This window comes from Haloplanus litoreus (assembly GCF_045690335.1).
Taxonomy (GTDB): Archaea; Halobacteriota; Halobacteria; order Halobacteriales; family Haloferacaceae; genus Haloplanus; species Haloplanus litoreus.
The window spans coordinates 919485-937140 of record NZ_CP147874.1 but is presented as its reverse complement, the minus strand read 5'-3'; the positions used below and the strand labels follow the sequence as shown (position 1 = coordinate 937140).

16 protein-coding genes and 1 tRNA gene are annotated in these 17656 nt (G+C 67.0%); 4 read left to right on the top strand and 13 right to left on the bottom strand.

Translation table 11 applies throughout. The features are described from left to right. Positions 1–3: 3 nt before the first annotated feature. Genes rpoB through V8686_RS05110 form a run of 3 tightly spaced genes read right to left on the bottom strand, consistent with a single transcriptional unit; the run spans position 4 to position 3618 of the window. Positions 4–1830: a DNA-directed RNA polymerase subunit B gene (rpoB, locus tag V8686_RS05120; RefSeq protein ID WP_379702886.1), complete on the bottom strand. Its 1827-nt coding sequence runs from the start codon at positions 1828–1830 to the stop codon at positions 4–6. A gap of 1 nt (position 1831) precedes the next feature. Next, positions 1832–3391 carry a DNA-directed RNA polymerase subunit B'' gene (locus tag V8686_RS05115; protein WP_379702885.1) on the bottom strand — a complete coding sequence of 520 codons (1560 nt, stop codon included), beginning with the start codon at positions 3389–3391 and terminating at the stop codon, positions 1832–1834. Then, the gene (locus V8686_RS05110) at positions 3388–3618 is read right to left on the bottom strand and encodes a DNA-directed RNA polymerase subunit H (protein ID WP_379702884.1); all 231 of its coding nucleotides are present in this window, start codon (positions 3616–3618) and stop codon (positions 3388–3390) included. The genes V8686_RS05115 and V8686_RS05110 overlap by 4 nt, the downstream gene beginning before the upstream one ends. Positions 3619–3869: 251 nt before the next feature. Here V8686_RS05110 and V8686_RS05105 point away from each other — a divergent pair. Both V8686_RS05105 and V8686_RS05100 read left to right on the top strand, forming a co-directional pair. After that, a tRNA-Asp gene (locus V8686_RS05105) sits at positions 3870–3942 on the top strand. Between the two features lie 308 nt (positions 3943–4250). Next, entirely contained in the window at positions 4251–6179 is a 1929-nt protein-coding gene (locus V8686_RS05100; RefSeq protein ID WP_407344489.1) for an MASE3 domain-containing protein, read from the top strand. On the opposite strand, the gene V8686_RS05095 is transcribed toward V8686_RS05100, so the two are convergent. The 3 genes from V8686_RS05095 to V8686_RS05085 form a co-directional block, all read right to left on the bottom strand. Continuing rightward, positions 6176–7324: an ATP-binding protein gene (locus tag V8686_RS05095; protein WP_379702882.1), complete on the bottom strand. Its 1149-nt coding sequence runs from the start codon at positions 7322–7324 to the stop codon at positions 6176–6178. The two genes, V8686_RS05100 and V8686_RS05095, sit on opposite strands and share 4 nt — an antisense overlap. Beyond that, a complete protein-coding gene (locus V8686_RS05090; RefSeq protein WP_379702881.1) occupies positions 7314–7604 on the bottom strand; it encodes a hypothetical protein in 291 nt (96 codons plus the stop codon). Before V8686_RS05090 ends, V8686_RS05095 begins: the two co-directional genes overlap by 11 nt. A 243-nt stretch (positions 7605–7847) precedes the next feature. Beyond that, positions 7848–8951: an ATP-binding protein gene (locus tag V8686_RS05085; protein ID WP_379702880.1), complete on the bottom strand. Its 1104-nt coding sequence runs from the start codon at positions 8949–8951 to the stop codon at positions 7848–7850. A gap of 75 nt (positions 8952–9026) precedes the next feature. On the opposite strand from V8686_RS05085, the gene V8686_RS05080 reads away from it, so the two are divergent. Beyond that, on the top strand, positions 9027–9470 hold the full coding sequence (locus V8686_RS05080) for a DUF7382 domain-containing protein (protein WP_379702879.1): 444 nt from the start codon (positions 9027–9029) through the stop codon (positions 9468–9470). A gap of 16 nt (positions 9471–9486) precedes the next feature. On the opposite strand, the gene V8686_RS05075 is transcribed toward V8686_RS05080, so the two are convergent. From V8686_RS05075 to V8686_RS05055, 5 genes are all read right to left on the bottom strand, one after another. After that, positions 9487–10260: a protein-L-isoaspartate O-methyltransferase family protein gene (locus V8686_RS05075; RefSeq protein WP_379702878.1), complete on the bottom strand. Its 774-nt coding sequence runs from the start codon at positions 10258–10260 to the stop codon at positions 9487–9489. A gap of 83 nt (positions 10261–10343) precedes the next feature. Then, positions 10344–10976, bottom strand: coding sequence for a protein-L-isoaspartate(D-aspartate) O-methyltransferase (locus V8686_RS05070; RefSeq protein ID WP_379702877.1), 633 nt, complete (start codon positions 10974–10976; stop codon positions 10344–10346). 19 nt (positions 10977–10995) lie between these two features. Continuing rightward, positions 10996–11658 carry an HVO_0476 family zinc finger protein gene (locus V8686_RS05065; protein ID WP_379702876.1) on the bottom strand — a complete coding sequence of 221 codons (663 nt, stop codon included), beginning with the start codon at positions 11656–11658 and terminating at the stop codon, positions 10996–10998. 54 nt (positions 11659–11712) lie between these two features. Continuing rightward, a complete protein-coding gene (locus V8686_RS05060) occupies positions 11713–13893 on the bottom strand; it encodes an amino acid permease (protein ID WP_379702875.1) in 2181 nt (726 codons plus the stop codon). Beyond that, positions 13890–14348, bottom strand: coding sequence for an NAD-binding protein (locus V8686_RS05055; protein WP_379702874.1), 459 nt, complete (start codon positions 14346–14348; stop codon positions 13890–13892). The genes V8686_RS05060 and V8686_RS05055 overlap by 4 nt, the downstream gene beginning before the upstream one ends. Before the next feature lie 223 nt (positions 14349–14571). On the opposite strand from V8686_RS05055, the gene V8686_RS05050 reads away from it, so the two are divergent. Continuing rightward, entirely contained in the window at positions 14572–15072 is a 501-nt protein-coding gene (locus tag V8686_RS05050) for an Lrp/AsnC family transcriptional regulator (RefSeq protein ID WP_379702873.1), read from the top strand. A gap of 61 nt (positions 15073–15133) precedes the next feature. Here V8686_RS05050 and V8686_RS05045 read toward each other — a convergent pair whose 3' ends face one another. Both V8686_RS05045 and V8686_RS05040 read right to left on the bottom strand, forming a co-directional pair. After that, positions 15134–16087, bottom strand: coding sequence for an aminopeptidase (locus tag V8686_RS05045; RefSeq protein WP_379702872.1), 954 nt, complete (start codon positions 16085–16087; stop codon positions 15134–15136). 66 nt (positions 16088–16153) lie between these two features. Further along, positions 16154–17446, bottom strand: coding sequence for a vWA domain-containing protein (locus V8686_RS05040; RefSeq protein WP_379702871.1), 1293 nt, complete (start codon positions 17444–17446; stop codon positions 16154–16156). Positions 17447–17656: the final 210 nt, after the last annotated feature.

Below are 17656 nucleotides of genomic sequence, written 5' to 3'. Positions count from 1 at the left end.
TTGTTATACTGCGTCCTCGAGTTCCAGTCGCGGGCGAATGCCGAGTGCGATCATCTCGTCGAGGAGGAGCTTGAACGCGTAGCTCACCTCGAGTTCGTGGATGTCGTCCTCGTCGCCGGAGACGGGGTCGTACACCCGGCGCTGATCCACGTCTTCGACGGCGACCATGCCGGTCTCGGCGCTGATGTACACGCTCTCGCGGTCCGAGGAGTCGAGCAGGCGCTCCTTGAGCGCCATCGCCGCCCCGTGACCGATCAGTACCTCACGCTCCATCTCGCCCACGCGCAGGCCACCCTCGCGGGCACGCCCCTCGGTGGGCTGACGGGTGAGCACCTGCACCGGCCCGCGGGAGCGGGCGTGCAGCTTGTTGCTCACCATGTGGTAGAGTTTGTGGTAGAAGATGGTGCCGACGAAGATCTCCGCCTCGATCTTCTCGCCGGTCACCCCGGAGTACATGACTTCCTTCCCGGAGGACTCGAAGCCGTGTTCTTCGAGCGCGCCACGGAGTTCGTCCTCGTCCTCGCCCTGGAAGGCGGTACCGTCGACGCGACGGCCCTCGAGAGAGCCGACCTTGCCGCCGAGCATCTCCAGAACGTGGCCGACCGTCATCCGCGACGGGAGCGCGTGTGGGTTCAACACCAGGTCGGGGACGACCCCTTCCTGCGTGAACGGCATGTCCTCTTGGGGTGCAAGGTGGCCGACGACCCCCTTCTGGCCGTGGCGGGACGCGAACTTGTCCCCGAGTTCGGGGATCCGCTCGTCGCGAACGCTCACCTTCGAGAGCTTCGAGCCGTCCTCGCCCTCCATCAGCGTGACCGTGTCGACGACACCGTCCTCACCGGAGCGCATCGTGACGCTCGTCTCGCGCCGTTTCTGGGGACTGAGACCGCCCATGTCGTCCGGCTCCTCGAGGAATCGCGGCGGGCTCGTCTTGCCCAGCAGGACGGAGTTCTCGTCCACCTTCGTCTCGGGGTTGACGAGGCCGTCCTCGTCGAGGTGGGTGTAGGCGTCCTCACCGCGGGCGCCGCGCACGTCTTGGCTGGGCACCTCGAAGCGGTCCTCCTGACCGCCCGGATACCGTCGCTCCTCGCCCTCGTAGGTCCGGAAGAAGTGCGAGCGGGCGAGCGCTCGGTCGACCGACCCCTTGTTCATGACGAGCGCGTCCTCGATGTTGAACCCCTCGTAGGACATGACGGCGACGACGAAGTTCTGTGCCGCCGGGCGCTCGTCGAACCCGATCTGTTCCGTGGTCTGAGTCTTGACCATCGCCAGCTGCGGGTAGTGCATCAGGTGCTGGCGGGTGTCCGGCCGAATCCGATAGTTCGCCGCCGGCAGCCCGAGCGACTGCTTCATCATCCCCGCCCCCATCGTAATGCGGGGTGAGGCGTTGTGTTCGGGGTAGGGAATCATCCCGGCGCCGATGCCGAAGATGAGCTGCGGGTCGATCTCCAGGTGGGTGTGCTTCTCGTCGAGTTCGTCCTCGTCGACGGCGACGTAGATGTCCTCTTCCTCCTCGGCGTCGATGAACTCGACGTAGCCACGGTCGACGAGCTGTTCGAAGGTGAGTTCGTCGTTCTCCACCGCCTCGATCTCCTCGTCGGAGAGCAGGGGTTCGCCGTCCTCGACGACGATCAGGGGACGACGGGCGCGCCCCGCGTCCGCGTTGATGATGACCTCGCGGGTACGCTCCTTGATGGAGACGTTGACCATGTCGCTGACGTCGCCCCGCCGGCGCGCTTCGCGGATCTGATCTGCGAGCTGTTCGGGGTCGGGGTGGGTACCGACCAGACTGCCGTTGACGTATACTTTCGCCTCGCGTGCCTGAGCCATGTTAATCCGCCATCGAGTCGACGCCTTCGATTCCGGGGATGCCCTCGACCCCCATCGACGCCAGTTCGCGCTTGAGTCCCTGTTCGTCCTCCACGTTCTGGGAGAGCTCCATCGCCTGCGCGAAGTTCTTCACCAGTCCGCAGTTCGGTCCCTCCGGCGTCTCGGAGGGACAGATGCGACCCCACTGGGTCGCGTGCAGGTCCCGCGCCTCGAAGTGGGGCTGGGACCGCGAGAGCGGCGACCGAAGTCGCCGCAGGTGAGACAGCACACCCATGTAGTCCGTGCGGTCGACCAACTGGGAGACGCCCGACCGGCCGCCGACCCAGTTGCCCGTCGCGATGGGGTGTTCCAGCCGCTCGGTCAGTACGTCCGAACGAACGACCGTGTTGACCGTCAGCTGTCGGTTGCGCATGTTCGCGCGTTCGAGCTGGTATTTCACGTCGCGAGCTAGCTTGTTCAGCGCCGTCCGGAACAGGTCCCGCATCAGGTCGCCGCTCACCTTCAGCCGCTTGTTCGCGTAGTGGTCCTTGTCGTCGGCCTCGCGGCGGTCCAGGGCGAGTTCGAAACACGCCTCGGCCATCCGGCAGAGGTAGTACGCCTTGTTGATCCGGACCTCTTCCTCCTCGACGCCCTCCTCGTGGAGGTGCGGCAGGAGGTAGCGGTCGATCACGTAGTTGGCGCGTTTGAGCTGGTAGTTCTTCCCCTGGCCACCGGCAACCCGCTTACCGAGCGTCTCGATGGCCTCCTCCTCGCTCTGGACCTCGGCCATCTCCAGGTTCTCCAGCATGAACTTCACGATCTCGGGATCGTCGCTGACCCGGTGGACGATCTCCTCGTCGGACTCCAAGCCGAGCGCCCGCACCAGGGTCACGAAGTTGACGCTACCCGACACCGACGGGAACGACACTTCGAGGAGACCCTCCCGATTGCGCTCACAGAGGACCAAGGCCCGGTATCCGCGCCGCTGGGAGAACGTCTTGGCAACCTGGATCTCGTCGCCGTATTTCGTGTCGTACTCCGCGAGGATCTTGTTCGGGGCGAGGTCCTCGCTCGTCATCAGCACTCGCTCGGAGCCGTTGACGATGAAGTAGCCTCCGGGATCGACGGGGTCCTCGCCGATGTCGATCAGTTCCTCGCGGGTCAGGTCCGCGATGTTGCACTTGCGGGAGCCGACCATGATCGGCATCCGCCCCACTTTCGTCTCGGTGGAGTCGACGACGACCTCTTCTTCCTCCTCGCCGCCACGGACGATGGCCATCTCCATGAACACCGGCGCGGCGTAGGTGATGTTTCGCAGGCGTGCTTCCTGCGGGTAGAGGAGTTCCTCGCTCCCGTCGGCCTCGCGAACCCGCGGTGTCTCCACGCGCACGTCGCCGAGTTCGACGAAGACCGGCTCCTGACCCTCCTTGTCGCCGATGTCCGTCTCGATCCGCTCTTTCTCGTCGACGACTTCCTGCATCCCCCGGTCGAGGAAGGCGTTGAACGAGCGGAAGTGGTGCTCGGCGAGGCGTTCCTGCGAGAAATACTCCCGTGAAATAGTGCGTCGGCTCTCTCGATTCATTCGACCACCAGTCGGTACACTGTCGCTTGGTCGGTGGTCCGCGAGTCGCGGACGATTTCGATCACGTCACCACGTTCGGCCTCGTCGGGAAGGGCCGGATCGCTCAGTTTGATCTTCGGCAGGTTGGTTTTGCTGACGTTGTACTCCGCCAGTACCTCGTCGACCCGATCCGGGTCGTCGAGGACTGTATGCTCCGGAACCAGTTTGTGTTGGCTTACGTCTACCATGGATGTTCGGGTGGAGAAGTTATCACGAGATACTACGGCGCCTTTGTAGACCCAACCATATAACGCTTTTCAAAGAACGCGAAGCGACGCTATTCGACCCGCCGGCATCCCCCAGCGGACGAGGCTCGGTACGGATTGTCACACGCTCTCCCGGTACAAAACCGTTCCGGCGCGCCTCGCGTTACACCACCACACGGCGCCACGATATGGCAAGTCTTATTTCCCAGTCCCCGGTTGGTGTAGATGCGAAGGCCCGGATGGTGTAGTGGCCCATCATACGACCCTGTCACGGTCGTGACGCGGGTTCAAATCCCGCTCCGGGCGTTCTTCCCGATTCCAACTCACGAGTGACGAGTATCGCGAGAAGCGTGACGGAATCAGGAAGGCGGCACTAGGGATTTGAACCGGAGAGTGACGCGAGCGGAACGACCGTGGTTCACACTCCCGCTCCGGGCGCGTTCTGTCGCGACCAATCGGCGAGCGGCAACTGATTTTTCTCATCTGACACGATGGCCGTAGACGATGCGCGAACGGCCGTTCGCGGCCCGCGACGTGCGACCTAGACGCCGATTACGCTCCTACGCTCCCCATCAGTATTCTTAAATTATTGTTCCGAGACGGGAAACGTGCGCGTGTCGCGTAGACTGGTTTCGGAGGAGTGGTGGAGACACGCACTCCCCATCGTGGGAGTCGGCGGCGGCGTAGCTGTGCTCTACGTCGTCCAATTGCGGAACTTCCTACTCTTTCACAGCGTCGTCGAGATGTTCAGCATCGTGGTCGCGTCCGGCGTGTTTCTCGTCACCTGGAACGCACGCGAGGAACTGAAGCACCCGTTCGTCGTCGTTCTCGGCATCAGCTACCTGTTCGTCGGCGGCGTGGATCTGCTACACACGCTCGCGTACAAGGGAATGGGCGTCTTCCCCACGGCCGGGGCGAACCTCCCGACACAGCTCTGGCTCTTCGGCCGATCGCTCGAGGGGCTCTCGCTTCTGGGGGCGGGTGCCGTCGGATTCGCCGTCAGCGAGCGCGGGATCACCGACCGCGAGTGGAACGATCGGGAGCTACTGACGCTCGTCTCGGGCTACGCGCTCGTCGTCGCGGTCGGTCTCGGGTCGATCTTCGTCTTCGATCAGTTCCCGCGGGCGTACGTCCCGGGGAGCGGTCTCACCCGATTCAAACTCGTCAGCGAGTACGTCATCGTCGGCCTCTTCGCCGCCGGACTCGTGTTCCTGTACGGACAGCGGGAGACGTTCGATAGGCACGTCTTCCAGCTGCTCGCCGTCTCCCTGCTGTTGACGATGGTGTCCGAACTCGCCTTCACGTTCTACGTCGACGTGTACGGGCTCTCGAACGCGGTCGGTCACCTCTTCAAACTCGGTTCGTTCTATCTGATCTACCTCGCTGTCGTAAAAACGGGCATCAAGGAGCCCCAGAAGGCCCTCTATCGAACGCTCGCCCGGCGCGAAGCGCGGGCTCGCAAATTCAAGAAAGCGGCGGACTACTCGGGGCACGCGATCCTCATCACGGATCGGGACGGCACGATCCAGTACGTGAACGACACCTGGGAGGATGTGACGGGGTATTCGGCCGCGGAAGTCATCGGCGAGAACCCGCACGTGCTCAAATCCGGCGAACACGACGAGGCGTTCTACGAGGAGATGTGGTCCACGATCCTCGCGGGCGAGGTCTGGGAGGGTGAGATCGTCAACGAGCGCAAAAACGGGGATCAGTTCGTGATCCATCAGACGACCGCGCCAATCCTCGGGGACGAGGGGGAGATCCAGTGGTTCGTCGCGATCCACGACGAGATAACCGAACAGAAGGCGTACGAACGGCGCCTAGAGAGCGACCTGCACACGAGTGTCAGGCAGTTAGAGGTGCTCGCCCGCGTCCTCCGACACGACATCCGAAACAAACTGGGCGTCGTCCAGGGGAACGCCGAGACGGTGCGGTCGGAGACGACGGACGACGAGATCGCGGCGATGGCTACCCGGATCGAGGACGCGAGCCAGCAACTCCTCGCCCGGGCGGACAAACAACGTTCGATCGTCCGGCTCCTGGTGGAACCGTCGACGGAGGTCCCACTCTCGCTGTCGGACTCGGTGACTGACGTCGTCGAGCGCCTGAAAGGGACGTATCCCGAAGCGGCGATCACCGTCGACGTGCCGTCCGGACTCACGGTCACGACGATCCCGGAGCTTCGACGGGCGATCGAGGAGGTCGTCGAGAACGCCATCGTCCACGCCGATCGGCGGCCCGAAATCACGGTCGACGCACGGACCAAGGACGGCGCGGTCGAACTCCGGATCGAAGACGACGGGCCGGGAATCCCCGCGGCCGAGCGGCAGGTGATCGGGGAGCGGACGGAGATCGACGCACTCCGTCACAGCAACGGGATGGGCCTGTGGCTCGTCGATCACATCGTCGCGGAGGCGGGCGGGACGGTTCGCTTCGCGGACGCCGATCCCCGGGGGAGCGTCGTCACCCTCGTCGTCCCACGGAGCCGACGCTGCGACGGCCGGGACAGCCGGACGAGGGAGCCACGCCCCGACGTCGACTAGTCGTTCCCGGTACGGACGCGCGCCGACGACGGAGGACCCGTTGACGACGCTACCGTGAGCTCTATTTCGACGACTGTCCCCTTCGGTTCGTTGTCCTCGATCCGGATGTCGCCGCCGTACTCGGTGACGAGCGTTTCGGTGAGATGGAGACCGATGCCGGTTCCGGAGCTGTCGAGCCCGCGCTCTCCCTTCCCGAAGACGGACTCCTTACGATCATCCGGGATGCCGGGACCGTCGTCCGCGACGCGCACGATCACCGACCCGTCGACCCGGTCGGCACGCACCGTCACGGTCGGGGACGCCTCGTCGTTGTGCTGAACGGCGTTGTTCAACACGTTTCGAAAGACGGCACCGAGCATCTCGTTGGCCCGGACGGTCACGTCGGGAACGTCCCCGACTCTGAACGAAGCGTCCGGATAGGCGTCGCGGCGGGTCTGCAGTTCCGTCTCGAGGACGTCCGAGAGCGAGACCAGTTGCAGGTCGGGACGAGTCTCGCCGACGATCACGTCGACGTAATCGTGGGCGATTCGCGTGAGTTCGACGACGTGATCGCTCGCGGTCTGCACCCGTTCGAGCGCCTCTCGCCCCCCGTCGTCGACGTGCTCGTCGAGCGCTGCGAGCCAGCCGATCACGACCGTCATGTCGTTTCGGATGTCGTGGCGAACGACCCGATTGAGGACTTCCAGACGTGCCCGCTCGGTTTCGAGTTGGTCGCGTTCCGCCGCCAACTGTTCGGCGTGCCGTCGGCTGCGAGTGTAGAAATGGCCGATCAGGAGACCGCCGGCGGCGCCGACGGTCGTGTTGTTGATGACGATGTACGTCGTATCCACCAGGGTGACGCCGTGGCTCTGCTCGTAGACCACCGACGCGATGCCCATGGACGCGGACGCCACGATGCCGAATCCCCACCAGCCCACCAGTCGGAGGACGGTCGACTTCGCGGCGTCGCTCCGGGCGATCCGCGCACCCGCGAGAACGGTCCCGAAGGCGACGAGGAGGGGAATCCCACCCCCGAGAACGAGCGTAACTGGCCGGGAGTGCTCGCCGGCGAGATGGTCGACCGCGAGAACGAGGAACCCGATCCCGACGAGAGCGATTCCCGCACCGCCGAGGAGCGCCCACCAGTTCCGCTCGTCACCCGGCATATCCGACAGGTGAGTGGAACCAGGGATAAATAAGAACAGATTTCGGCGGCGGAGCGACCCGGAGAAGGAGGCCGACCTCGCCGCCGCGGAACTCGACCTCGACCGACTCGCCTCGCGTCCGCGCTCGCCGGAATATCCAGCGGTTCGGCGTCGACGTCCTCGACAGGGAGTAACAGGTCGCCTCGTGGTCGCCGTCCTCGAACGCCGGCCGGTCAGTGCGGTCGGCGAAGAGCCGTTCGTGGTGGGAGAGTTCGACGCGGGGGAGCGACGACAACGCCACCGCCGGTTCGAGGGCAGTGCCCGAGGTGACCAGACACGACTCGATCCAGTCGCCGTCGTCCGCGTAGGAGGCGTTCTCGAACTCGAGACGACGGATCTGGACTCACCCTGTCGGGGGATCTCGGCTCGTCGGGACAGTACGCGTTCGCTCGCCGGCCAAGGCGGCGCTACGGCGGAGCTTCCCGAATCCTTACCACCATCCGATCCCGAGGTGGCGTATGGGCGATCCCGCCTGCTATCTCGACTACTGTCCGGTCTGTTCGACGCCGGTCCCCGTCGTCGACGACGAGTGCCCGGACTGCGGAACGTCGCTGCAGGACTGATCGGCGCGGACGCTCGCGCGCGGGTCGGCGCCGCCGTGAGGCGTCTCGCGCCGGCGCACCTGCACCCCGTGGACCGACTCGGTGGCGTCGTCGACGACGACGGCGCCGCCGGGTGCGGTCGGCAGGCGCTCGCGGAGTGTCCCGGAGAGGTACGTCGGTGCCGCCGCAGCCAGCGCCGCTACGTCGTCGGCGGCAGTCAGGCGGTGTGCGATCAACAGGTCGGCCTGCGAGACGGCGACCGACGGGAGCGCGCTCGGCCGCTGGGTGGCCGCAACCAGCGAGACACCGGGGGTCCGCCCGCGCGTCACCACCGTCTCCAGCGCCGGCCACGCGACGCCGTCGAAGAAGGCGTGTGCCTCGTCCAAAAGGAGCCACGGTAAGCGAGGGGGACGGCCGTCGACGCAGGCGTCGTACAGGCCGCGGGCAACGGCGCGAACCAGTGCACCGGCCGCCCGGTCGTCCATCCCCGCGCAGTCGAGGACGGTTGCCTCGCCGTCGAGAAGCGTCGCCGCGTCGAGGCCATCGGGATCGAAGACGTCCCACGAATCGGCGAGAGCGAGGTGGTTCTTCGCGGCGCGGCGCACGTCGTCGGAACCCGATGCCGACGCGACGGTCGCCGTCATCGCGGGGAGCGTCTCGGCGTCCGCCGCGGCCTCCCAGAGCAAGGCGCCGACGGGGTCCGTCGCCGAGAGGTCGAACAGCGCGGGCCAGGCCGGTGGCGGGAGCGTCGCCGCGGCCACCGTCGGCGTGTCGACGACGTGTGCGGGGACCACGTCGGCGGCGAGACCACCGAACTCCCCCATCGTGTCGACCACGACGGGGGCGACGCCCGGCGCGCGCGCCGCATCCTCCGCGAGGACGCCGAGCGTGTGGGACTTGCCGTAGCCGCGTTTGCCGACGATCAGCGTCGCGTGCGGCCGATCCAGATCCAGCCCGACCGTCGCTCCCTCACTCCCGTCGGCCGCACGGTAGTGTCCGAGCCGTACTGCCGGTCCTGCGTCGTCGGTACGTCCGAGTACGTGCACGGCGGGGATGGTCGCCCACTCCACCCTAAAGCTCCGCCCGGACGTTCAAGTGTGATACCGGGACCAAGGCGACCCATGTTCGAGTCGTTCCGAGCGGACCGCCGCGCCATCGAGGGGTTGCCGATCCGACTGGTCATCGCCCTGGTCATCGGCGTCGCCAGCCTGAGCGTCATGATGAACATGCTGACCGGAATTCAAGGACTATCGACGACGGAACTCGACGTGCGTCCGGAGCCGGAGGTGGTTGGTCCGGGCGAGTCGTCCATCGAACTGACCGTCGTCGGCGCCGACGGCTCGGCGGTCGCGGACGCGACGGTGGTCGTGAAGGCGGGGAGCGCCGACCTCGACGGGGTCCGAACCGCGACGACCGGCGAGGACGGGACGGTGACCGTCTCGGCGGCGCCCACCTTGCGGGCGAACCAGGATCAAGGGACGCTGCTGATCGAGGTGAAACCGCCGGCCGGGAGCGGCTACGTCGACCGGCGGGGGAACGCGAAAGTGCTGGTGGTTCGGAAGTGAGGGCGGCGTCGCCCGTTCAACGGCGGTGGTGGCCGCGCCCGCCGTCGAGGCGTTCGTCCCAGTCGATCCAGTCCTGCTCCCATCCGGTCGGCGCGAAGTACCCCTGTTCGGCGAACTCGCGGTCCTCGCGTTCCGTCCGGTTGCGGGTGACGCCGCCGGCCTGTTCGCCCTCGACGAGCAGTGGTGCGAGCGTCAGGGGCCCGAACTCCTCGACGACGGTGTAGTCCTCGTCAGGGTCGCCGGCTTCGACGGCGACCAGCGACCCCTCGGGCGTCCCCATCGGCATCACGAGACGGCCGTCGGCGCCGAGTTGTTCGAGCAGAGCACTGGGCGGGCGCACGGCCGTCGCCTCGACGAGCACTCGGTCGAAGGGGGCATACTCGGGGAGGCCGTTCGCGCCGTCGCGGCGGTCGACGAGGACACCGTCGTACCCCGCGCGTCCGAGGTTCCGGCGCGCGTCGACGACGAGGCGTCGGGAGATGTCGACGGCGTGGACGCGTCGCTCGCCCACGAGTTCGGCGAGGAGCGCCGCGGTGTAGCCGACACCGACGCCGACGACGAGGACGTCGTTCTCGTCTTCGACGGCGAGAGCCTCGAGCAGTCTGGCGACGGTTCGGGGCGCGAGCACGTCCGTCCCGGCGTGGTCGCCGCGACGGTTGTCGTAGGGTCGGTCCTCGACGAAGGCGTGCCGTGGGACGGTCCGCATTGCCACCCCTAGCTCCTCGTCGAGACCACCGAGGGCGTGGTCGAGACCGTCGACCATGTCCTCGCGCAACACCGCTTGGTCCATACGGAGAGCCTGGGCGGCGGTGCTTATGAAGCGTGCGCTTGTCGGGCGGGGGGGACAGAACGACGGCGGATGCGGACCGAAGATCAGTCGTCGGATCGCATGGGGACGAACCGGACGCCGCCGTGTGTCTCGCGGTCGACGCCACCGTCGGTCCGCCGCGTCAGGCGGACGAGTTCCTGTCGCCCACGGCCGACGGGGGCGACGATCCGACCGCCGGGTCGCACCTGTTCGACGACCGCCTCCGGCATCGACGCCGGTGCGCAGGTGAGATACGCCCCGTCGTAGGGAGCGTGGGCCGGCCATCCCGCGTGGCCGTCGCCGACGCGTACGCGGACGTCGTACCCCAGTCGGCCGAGGCGGTCGCGCGCCTCGTGGGCGAGTTCGGGATCGACCTCGACGCTGAAGACGGTGCCCCCGCCGAGCACTTCACTGGTCACCGCGGCGTGGTAGCCACACCCGGTGCCGATTTCGAGGACGTCGTCGCCGGAATCGGGTGCCAGCAGGTCGGTCATCGTCGCCACCATGTGCGGGGCACTGATCGTCTGGCCGCCGCCGATGGGGAGGGGCCGGTCGTGGTACGCGGCCTCGCGGCGGTCGGACGGGACGAACTCGTGGCGGGGGACGGCACGCATCGCCCGCGCCGTGGCGGGGCGGTCGAGCCGTCCGGCCTCGATCAGACGGTCGACGAGGTCGGAACGGGCGCGGTCGAAATCCATCCTCGGCCTCCGTGCCCGATCACCAGGCCGACCACGCGGCGGAGGTGACGTCGCGGGCGTACACCCGTTTGGTGTCTTTCGCGAACACGGAGTCGCCCTCGTGATCGAGTTTCTCGAAACGGTAGGCGGGTGCGTCCTCGCGAACGTGAACGCCGGTGATCTCGAACTCTTCGTCGGCGAACTCGGTCGTCTCACCGACGACGAACTCGTGGTCGCCGGGGACCGAGACGGTGATGCTCCGGGAGGCGTCGTCGCGGCCGTCGTTCGGGTGGACGGTCACGTTGACGCGGACGTTGTCCACGGCTCGGGTCCAGAGCGTCTCGACGTCCTCGATGGTCGCCGCTTCGACGCGCGTGTCGTCGTCGACTTCGATGGAGGTGACCCGCACCTGCATGATCGCCTCGGGCGTGTCGACGACGAACTCGTCGCCGACTTCGACCGCGTCAGCGGGCGGCGCGTCCATGGTGGTCGACAGCGACTCGTCGTCCTGTGAGACGACGACGTCGAGTTCGACCTCGCGGGGCGGGTCGTAACGCTCCTTGTGGACGTGGCCACACTCCGTACAGCGGACAGTGACGTGTCCGCCGGGTTTCAACACCTCGTGAACTGTCGTCCCCGCGTCGGCACACGAGGGACAAGCGAGTGCGACGCGGTCGCCCGCGTCGGGTCCGGGATGGGTCATGGACGCTCGTAGCCGGCCTGGCTGTAAAAACCCGCCCTTCCGGCGTGCCGCCAGTTAGAAGACGAGTCGTTCGAGCAGCCGGCGAGCGATCGAGGGCCGCCGGGTCGCCTCCGGATACACGGTGACGGTCGTACAGCCCGGGCTCGGGAGGGTCGGCCGGTCGTCGAACGGGGCGGCTCGGAGCCGGTGGTCGGCGCCGACGCGGACGAGCACGTCGGGGTCGGCGGGCCGCCCGCCGTCGGTTCGGACCGACTCGGCGCGAACCGGCACGTCGAGCAGTTCCGTCAGCTCGGACTGGTAGTCCTCCATCGTGCGTCGGTACTTGCTCGTGTCGCCGTCGTCCCCGTTGGGGTGCCAGAGTGAGAGGTAGCCGTCGTTCGCCGTCGCGAGCGCCTCGGCGACCGACACCGCACGGGAGTCGTACGGACTCCCGTCGCCCGAGAGGACGATCCGTTCGGGGGCGTCGTAGCCGACGTTGTCCACGAGGAGGACGTCACACGTCGCGTGCCGGACGACCCAGTCGACCGGATCGCCGAGCAGCCGCGACCGGAGACGGAGGGGTTCGTGCTCCGCGATGATCGCGTCGACGCCGTGGCTCTCGGCGAAGTTGACGATGGCGTGTTTCGTGTCGTGGCTGACGATTTCGTCGGCTTCGATGGCGACGTCGAACTCGGATGCGAGCGCCTCGACCCTGGTCTCGAATGAGAGGTCGGCCGCCGACTGGACCGTCGCCGACTCGGTGAGTGGTGCCTGGTCCGGTATCTCGTCGAACCGGACGACGACCACACGGCCGTCGTGCGGACGGACGACGTCCGCGGCCATGGCGACGAGCGAGCGCTCGCGGTCGTCGCCGACGGCTTTCGTCAACGCGACGAGCACCGTATGCGGTTTCTCGTCCGCTTCGCCTTCGACATCGGTGAGCGCGTCTCGACCGACCTGCCGCCGGATCGCGTCGGTCGCGACGCCGTCCCGGCGCACGCGTGGTCGAACGTACCCCAGATACCAGACGATGCTCCCCAGCGTGATGACGGCGGCGCCGACGAGGGCAACCGTCCCCATCTGCGTCAGGAGGAGGGCGCCCGTGACGGCGCCAAAGATCTGAATCCAGGGGTAAAGCGGCGAGGTGAACTCGGGGTCGTACGCCGTCTCGCCCTCGCGGAACGCGACGACGGCGAGGTTGATCAGCGCGAACACCATGATCTGGAAGGCACTCGCGAGTTTCGCGATTTCGAGGATCGGGACGAACGCGATGAGTGCCAGCAACACGGCGCCCGTGAGCGTGATCGACGTGACGGGCGTCCCGAATCGCTCGCTGACCGTCGAGAGCGACGGGGGCGCCAGCTTGTCCCGACTCATCGCGAACGGGTAGCGCGACGAGGAGAGGATGCCGGCGTTGGCCGTCGAGACGAGCGCGAGGATGGCCGCGAGAATGACGGCGACCACGCCGGCCTGGCCGAGCGTCACCTCGGCGGCGACGGCGACGGGCGTCAGCGAGCCGGCGACGCTGCCGGGGTCGGTGATCCCGACGAGGACGGTCACGATAGCCACGTACAGGATAGTCGTGAACACCAGCGACCCGAGGATGCCGAGCGGGATGTTGCGCCCCGGATTCTCGACTTCCTCGGCGATGCTCGCGACTTTCGTGACGCCGGCGTATGAGACGAACACCAGCCCCGTCGCGGCCAGCAATCCGCCGACGCCCGAATCGAAGAAGCCGGCGAAGTTGGCCGACTGGACGCTCGGTGCGCTGCCGGCGGCGAACCAGCCGAGTGCGGCCAGCATGACGACGACGATGACGAGCTGGAGCCGCCCGGTCTGTTTCGCACCGACGAGGTTCACTAGGATCAGGATCGTCGCCAACCCCAGCGCGACCGGCTGGAGCGGGAGGTCGAACAACAACAACAGGTAGGGGACGCCGCCGACGAGTGCGAGCGCTCCCTTGAACGAGAGCGAGAACCACGTTCCCACGCCAGCAATCGTGCCCAGAAGCGGCCCCATACCGCGCTCGATGTAGATGTACGTGCCCCCGGCCTCGGGCATCGCAGTGGCCATCTCCGATTTGGAGAGCGCGGCGGGCACCACGAGCAGGCCGGCCAGGAGGTAGGCCAGGACGACGGCGGGGCCGGCGATTTCGAGCGCCAGCGCCGGCAGGATGAAGATGCCACTCCCGATCATGGCGCCGATGCTGATGGCGAGGACGGACGGGAGACCGAGGTCCCGTTCCAGCTCCTTCATGCCGTGTCGACCTCACGGAGCCGCGAGCGGACGTCGGCCACGACGCCGTCGGCCAACACCGCCGTCGCACAGATCGGTTCGTGACCCGCATCGGCAACGAGGTCGGAGCGGTCCGGCGTGTGAACCACGACGAAGACGTCGGCGACGTCGAAGCGGGTCCTGACGAGCTGTGCGACGAGCAGGTTTCGGCCGTCGTCCGGAGTCGCCACGACGACCGTCGACGTCTCCGTCACGCCGGCGTCGGACAGCACGTCGACGACGGACGGATCGCCCTCTAGCGACGGAACGTCGTCGACGTCGGCGTCGATACCGACGATGGAGACGGCGTGTCCCGCCGCACCCAGTCGCCGGGCAACTTCGGTACCGAGGTGCCCCCCGCCGAGGACGTAGTAGTCCGTGTCCGTCCCGTCGGTGGACGTTTCCGCGTTCTCGTGGAGGCTCGAGCGTAGTCTCATGAGTGATGAGGCGACGGAGCCGTCGGAGACTTCCGTCGCACTGAGACTAGCTATGTGACGGAACACTATAAACTAGCCGTCTATTTTGACGGATCGTCGGATTAAATTGATTATATACCCTTTCCCGTCATATAGAAGGGTGGAGTGCCGGTGCGTCGCATCGGTCGGAGCTGGCGTCGTCGGGGCGCAAACGTAAAACGGACGGCGACGAAATCGCACGGTCATGAAAGACGGCGAGCTGGACTCGGTCGACAGGTCCATCCTCTACTATCTCCAGCAGGACGCCCGTCGGACGTCGTCGAGCGACATCGCGGAGAAACTCGGGTTGTCGTCGAGTACCGTCCGGACGCGGCTCAACAAGCTCGAAGAGAGCGGGATCATCCGGGGGTATCACATCGACATCGACTACGATCTGGCGGGCTACCCCCTGTACACCAAGATCATCTGCACTGCGCCGGTCACCGAGCGGGACTCGCTGGCGAACCGGGCGCGGGAAGTGAACGGCGTCACGGCAGTTCGGGAGATCATGACCGGGAAGCGGAACGTGTACGTGAACGCCATCGGGAAGACCCACGACGACCTCAACCGGATCGCCGAGGACCTCGACGGGATCGGTCTGGACATCGTCGACGAGCAGATCATCCGCGACGAGTACGTCTGTCCGTACCACGGCTTCCTCGACGGCGCCGAGGAGGTCGACGACGGGACGGCGTCGGACGAGTAGCGACCGCGAGGTCACTCCCACTCGGCCGGCGACCGGCCGACGACCGCGTCGCCTCGTGACCTCACGACCGCTCGACTGCAGGGAGATCGACGATCTCTCCGTCGGCGTACACCGTCGGGTCGCGGACGATCCCGTCGAGATGGAGCGGCGCTTCGGTGTTGCCGCCGATGCTCGCGTCGTCGCCGATGGCGATGTGGACGGTGCCGGCGGCTTTCTCGTCGAGGAGGACCGAACCGACGAGATCCGTCACACCGACGTTGGTCCCGATGCCGAGTTCCGCGAGGTTGGCGGCATCGCGGCCGACCTCAGCACGGGCCGTCTCCACCTGCTCGCGGACCGCGTCGTCGGAGATGTGGGTGACGTACCCGTCTTCCACCTCGAATCGGAGCGGTTCCGCGACCAGTCCGTGGGGCATCATCGTCCCGTCGACGACGTAGGTCCCGTTCGCGGTTTCGGGGCTGACGAACACCTCGCCCGCGGGGAGATTCGAAAAGTCGCCCGGGTCGTGGACCATCCCGGTGTCGGTGAGCCACTCCCGACCACCGGGTTCGACCGTGAAGTCGGTGCCCGCGTCCGTGGTGATCCGAATCTCGTCGGCGCCGTCGACCTGTGCGAGCACCTCCCGACAGTGTCGGGCGATAGTCCCGTAGTCGGCGTCGAGTCCGGCGATCATCACGTCCTCGGTGATGCCCGGGAGCGTCGCGGCGCGTGCGCCGGCATCGGTGGCGCGCTTGCGGGCACGGGTGTGACTCAGGCTCTTGGTGGTCGGCGCGAGCACCACGTCGGCGTCGGCCATCGCCGCCGCGACCGGGAGCGGGGGTTCGGTCCCGTGTTGCTCGCCGGGCGGGTAGCGGAGGAGGACCGCGTCGTCGGTCACGTCGCGGGCGGCCTCGTAGAGGACGTCGCCGATGGGGAGTCGCTCGTCGTCGGTGACGACGGCACAGGACTCCTCGGCGTCGAGGGCCATGCACTGGTGGATCGCCGTCTCGGCGGCCTCGCGGAGTGCGTCGGTCATATCTCGCCACAGGGGAGGACCGTGGTTAGCCCTTACCCTCCGATCACGACAGGGTGTCGAAGCGGGCTATCGCTCTCGGCCTCGTCCACGGGACCGACCCGGTCCGGCCCCGCCCGACGGGAAGGCGTCGAGTGCCGCCTGCGCCGCGGCCTCGGTGCAGTAGAAGGCCACGAAGCTGATGGCGTACTTCTCGTCGTTCGCGGTGTCGACCGTGACGGCGCCGTCGACGTCCGTGAACGACTGGACCGCTAGCTCCTGGCCGCTCTTGACAAAGGCGTACAGGTCACAGTACTCCGTGTCGAAGGTGACGGACGTCGGTTCGTTCGTCTCGCCGTCCGCGTTCTCGTAGGCGCCCTCGGTGTAGACGATGTTGGGGTCGGTGTCGCCCTCGGGGACGAAGTCCCAGCGCACGCAGTCCCCGTCGTCGTCGGTTTCGACGCAGTCGAACTCGTATTTCACGAGCATGCCGGCGTCGTCGGGACACTCCGTACACGTCTCCTCGCACACCTCGCTGATGAGCGCCTCGAGTTCGGTCCCGAGGTTCGACGCGTCCTCGACGGCGACGAAGTCGTCCGGGGCGCTAGCGATGGAGTCCTGTAGGTAGTCGTCGAATCCGGCGACGTTCCGTCCGATGCCGACCGCGATGATACGCCGACCGGCGTTTTTGATTCCGGTCGCGATGGCCGTCGTCTCGGAGAGTTCACCGGGTTCGCCGGCGACGCCGTTCTCGCCGCCGGACGTGCCGCCGGTGAACTCGAACGTCCCGTAGGGGAAGGTCGTATCGTCCGCGGGGGGCGTCGAGCCGTCCCCGACGACGCCGTTCTCGTAGTTCGGGCCGCCGTCGGTGACGAGAACGACGATCTCCGTGCCGTCGCGTCCCTCCGCATCGAGGATGGCGTCGGCGAAGGCCAGCGCACCGGGCATGTGCGTCGCGTTCTCACTGGGCGGGCTGCTCGTCGGGACACCCGCCTCGAGCGCCGCGACGTTGCTGGTCGTCGCGAAGTCGAGGAGGTTGGTCGGCCCGTACTCGAAGGCCGCGGGGGCATCACCGAACGTGACCAGTCCGAGTTGGACGTCGTCCGGGACGACGCCGAGGAAACTGTCCACGCCGCTCTCGATGTCACCCCACGTACCGGCGCTCCGAATCGAACCGGAGTAGTCGAGAGCGACGACGATGTCGACGTCGCCACCGCAGGTCTCGATGACGTTGACGTGTTCGTCGGCGGTTGCGACCCCGGTAACGGCGCGGAGACCGGAGCCACCGACCGCCAGTGCGCCGGCGGCGCTGGTGGCACGGAGCACGTCGCGTCGGGAGAGGGGGTACGTTCGGATCGGTCGGGTCTGGGTTCGTTGAGTCATGGGATCGTCCTGCGACCGCCGCCAGGCGGAAACGCGGGACTGACCCCGCGCCGTCAAGAGGTGGTCTGCGGACTGACACTACGATAGGAGAGGACGTAAGTATGGCAACCGGACCAATCGTCGGGATGGGCCCGAGCAAACACGCCGAAAGCCGGCGACTGGATCGTGGTAGGCAGGGCCTACCGTCCCGGCGGTCCGTGTGGCGCGGTG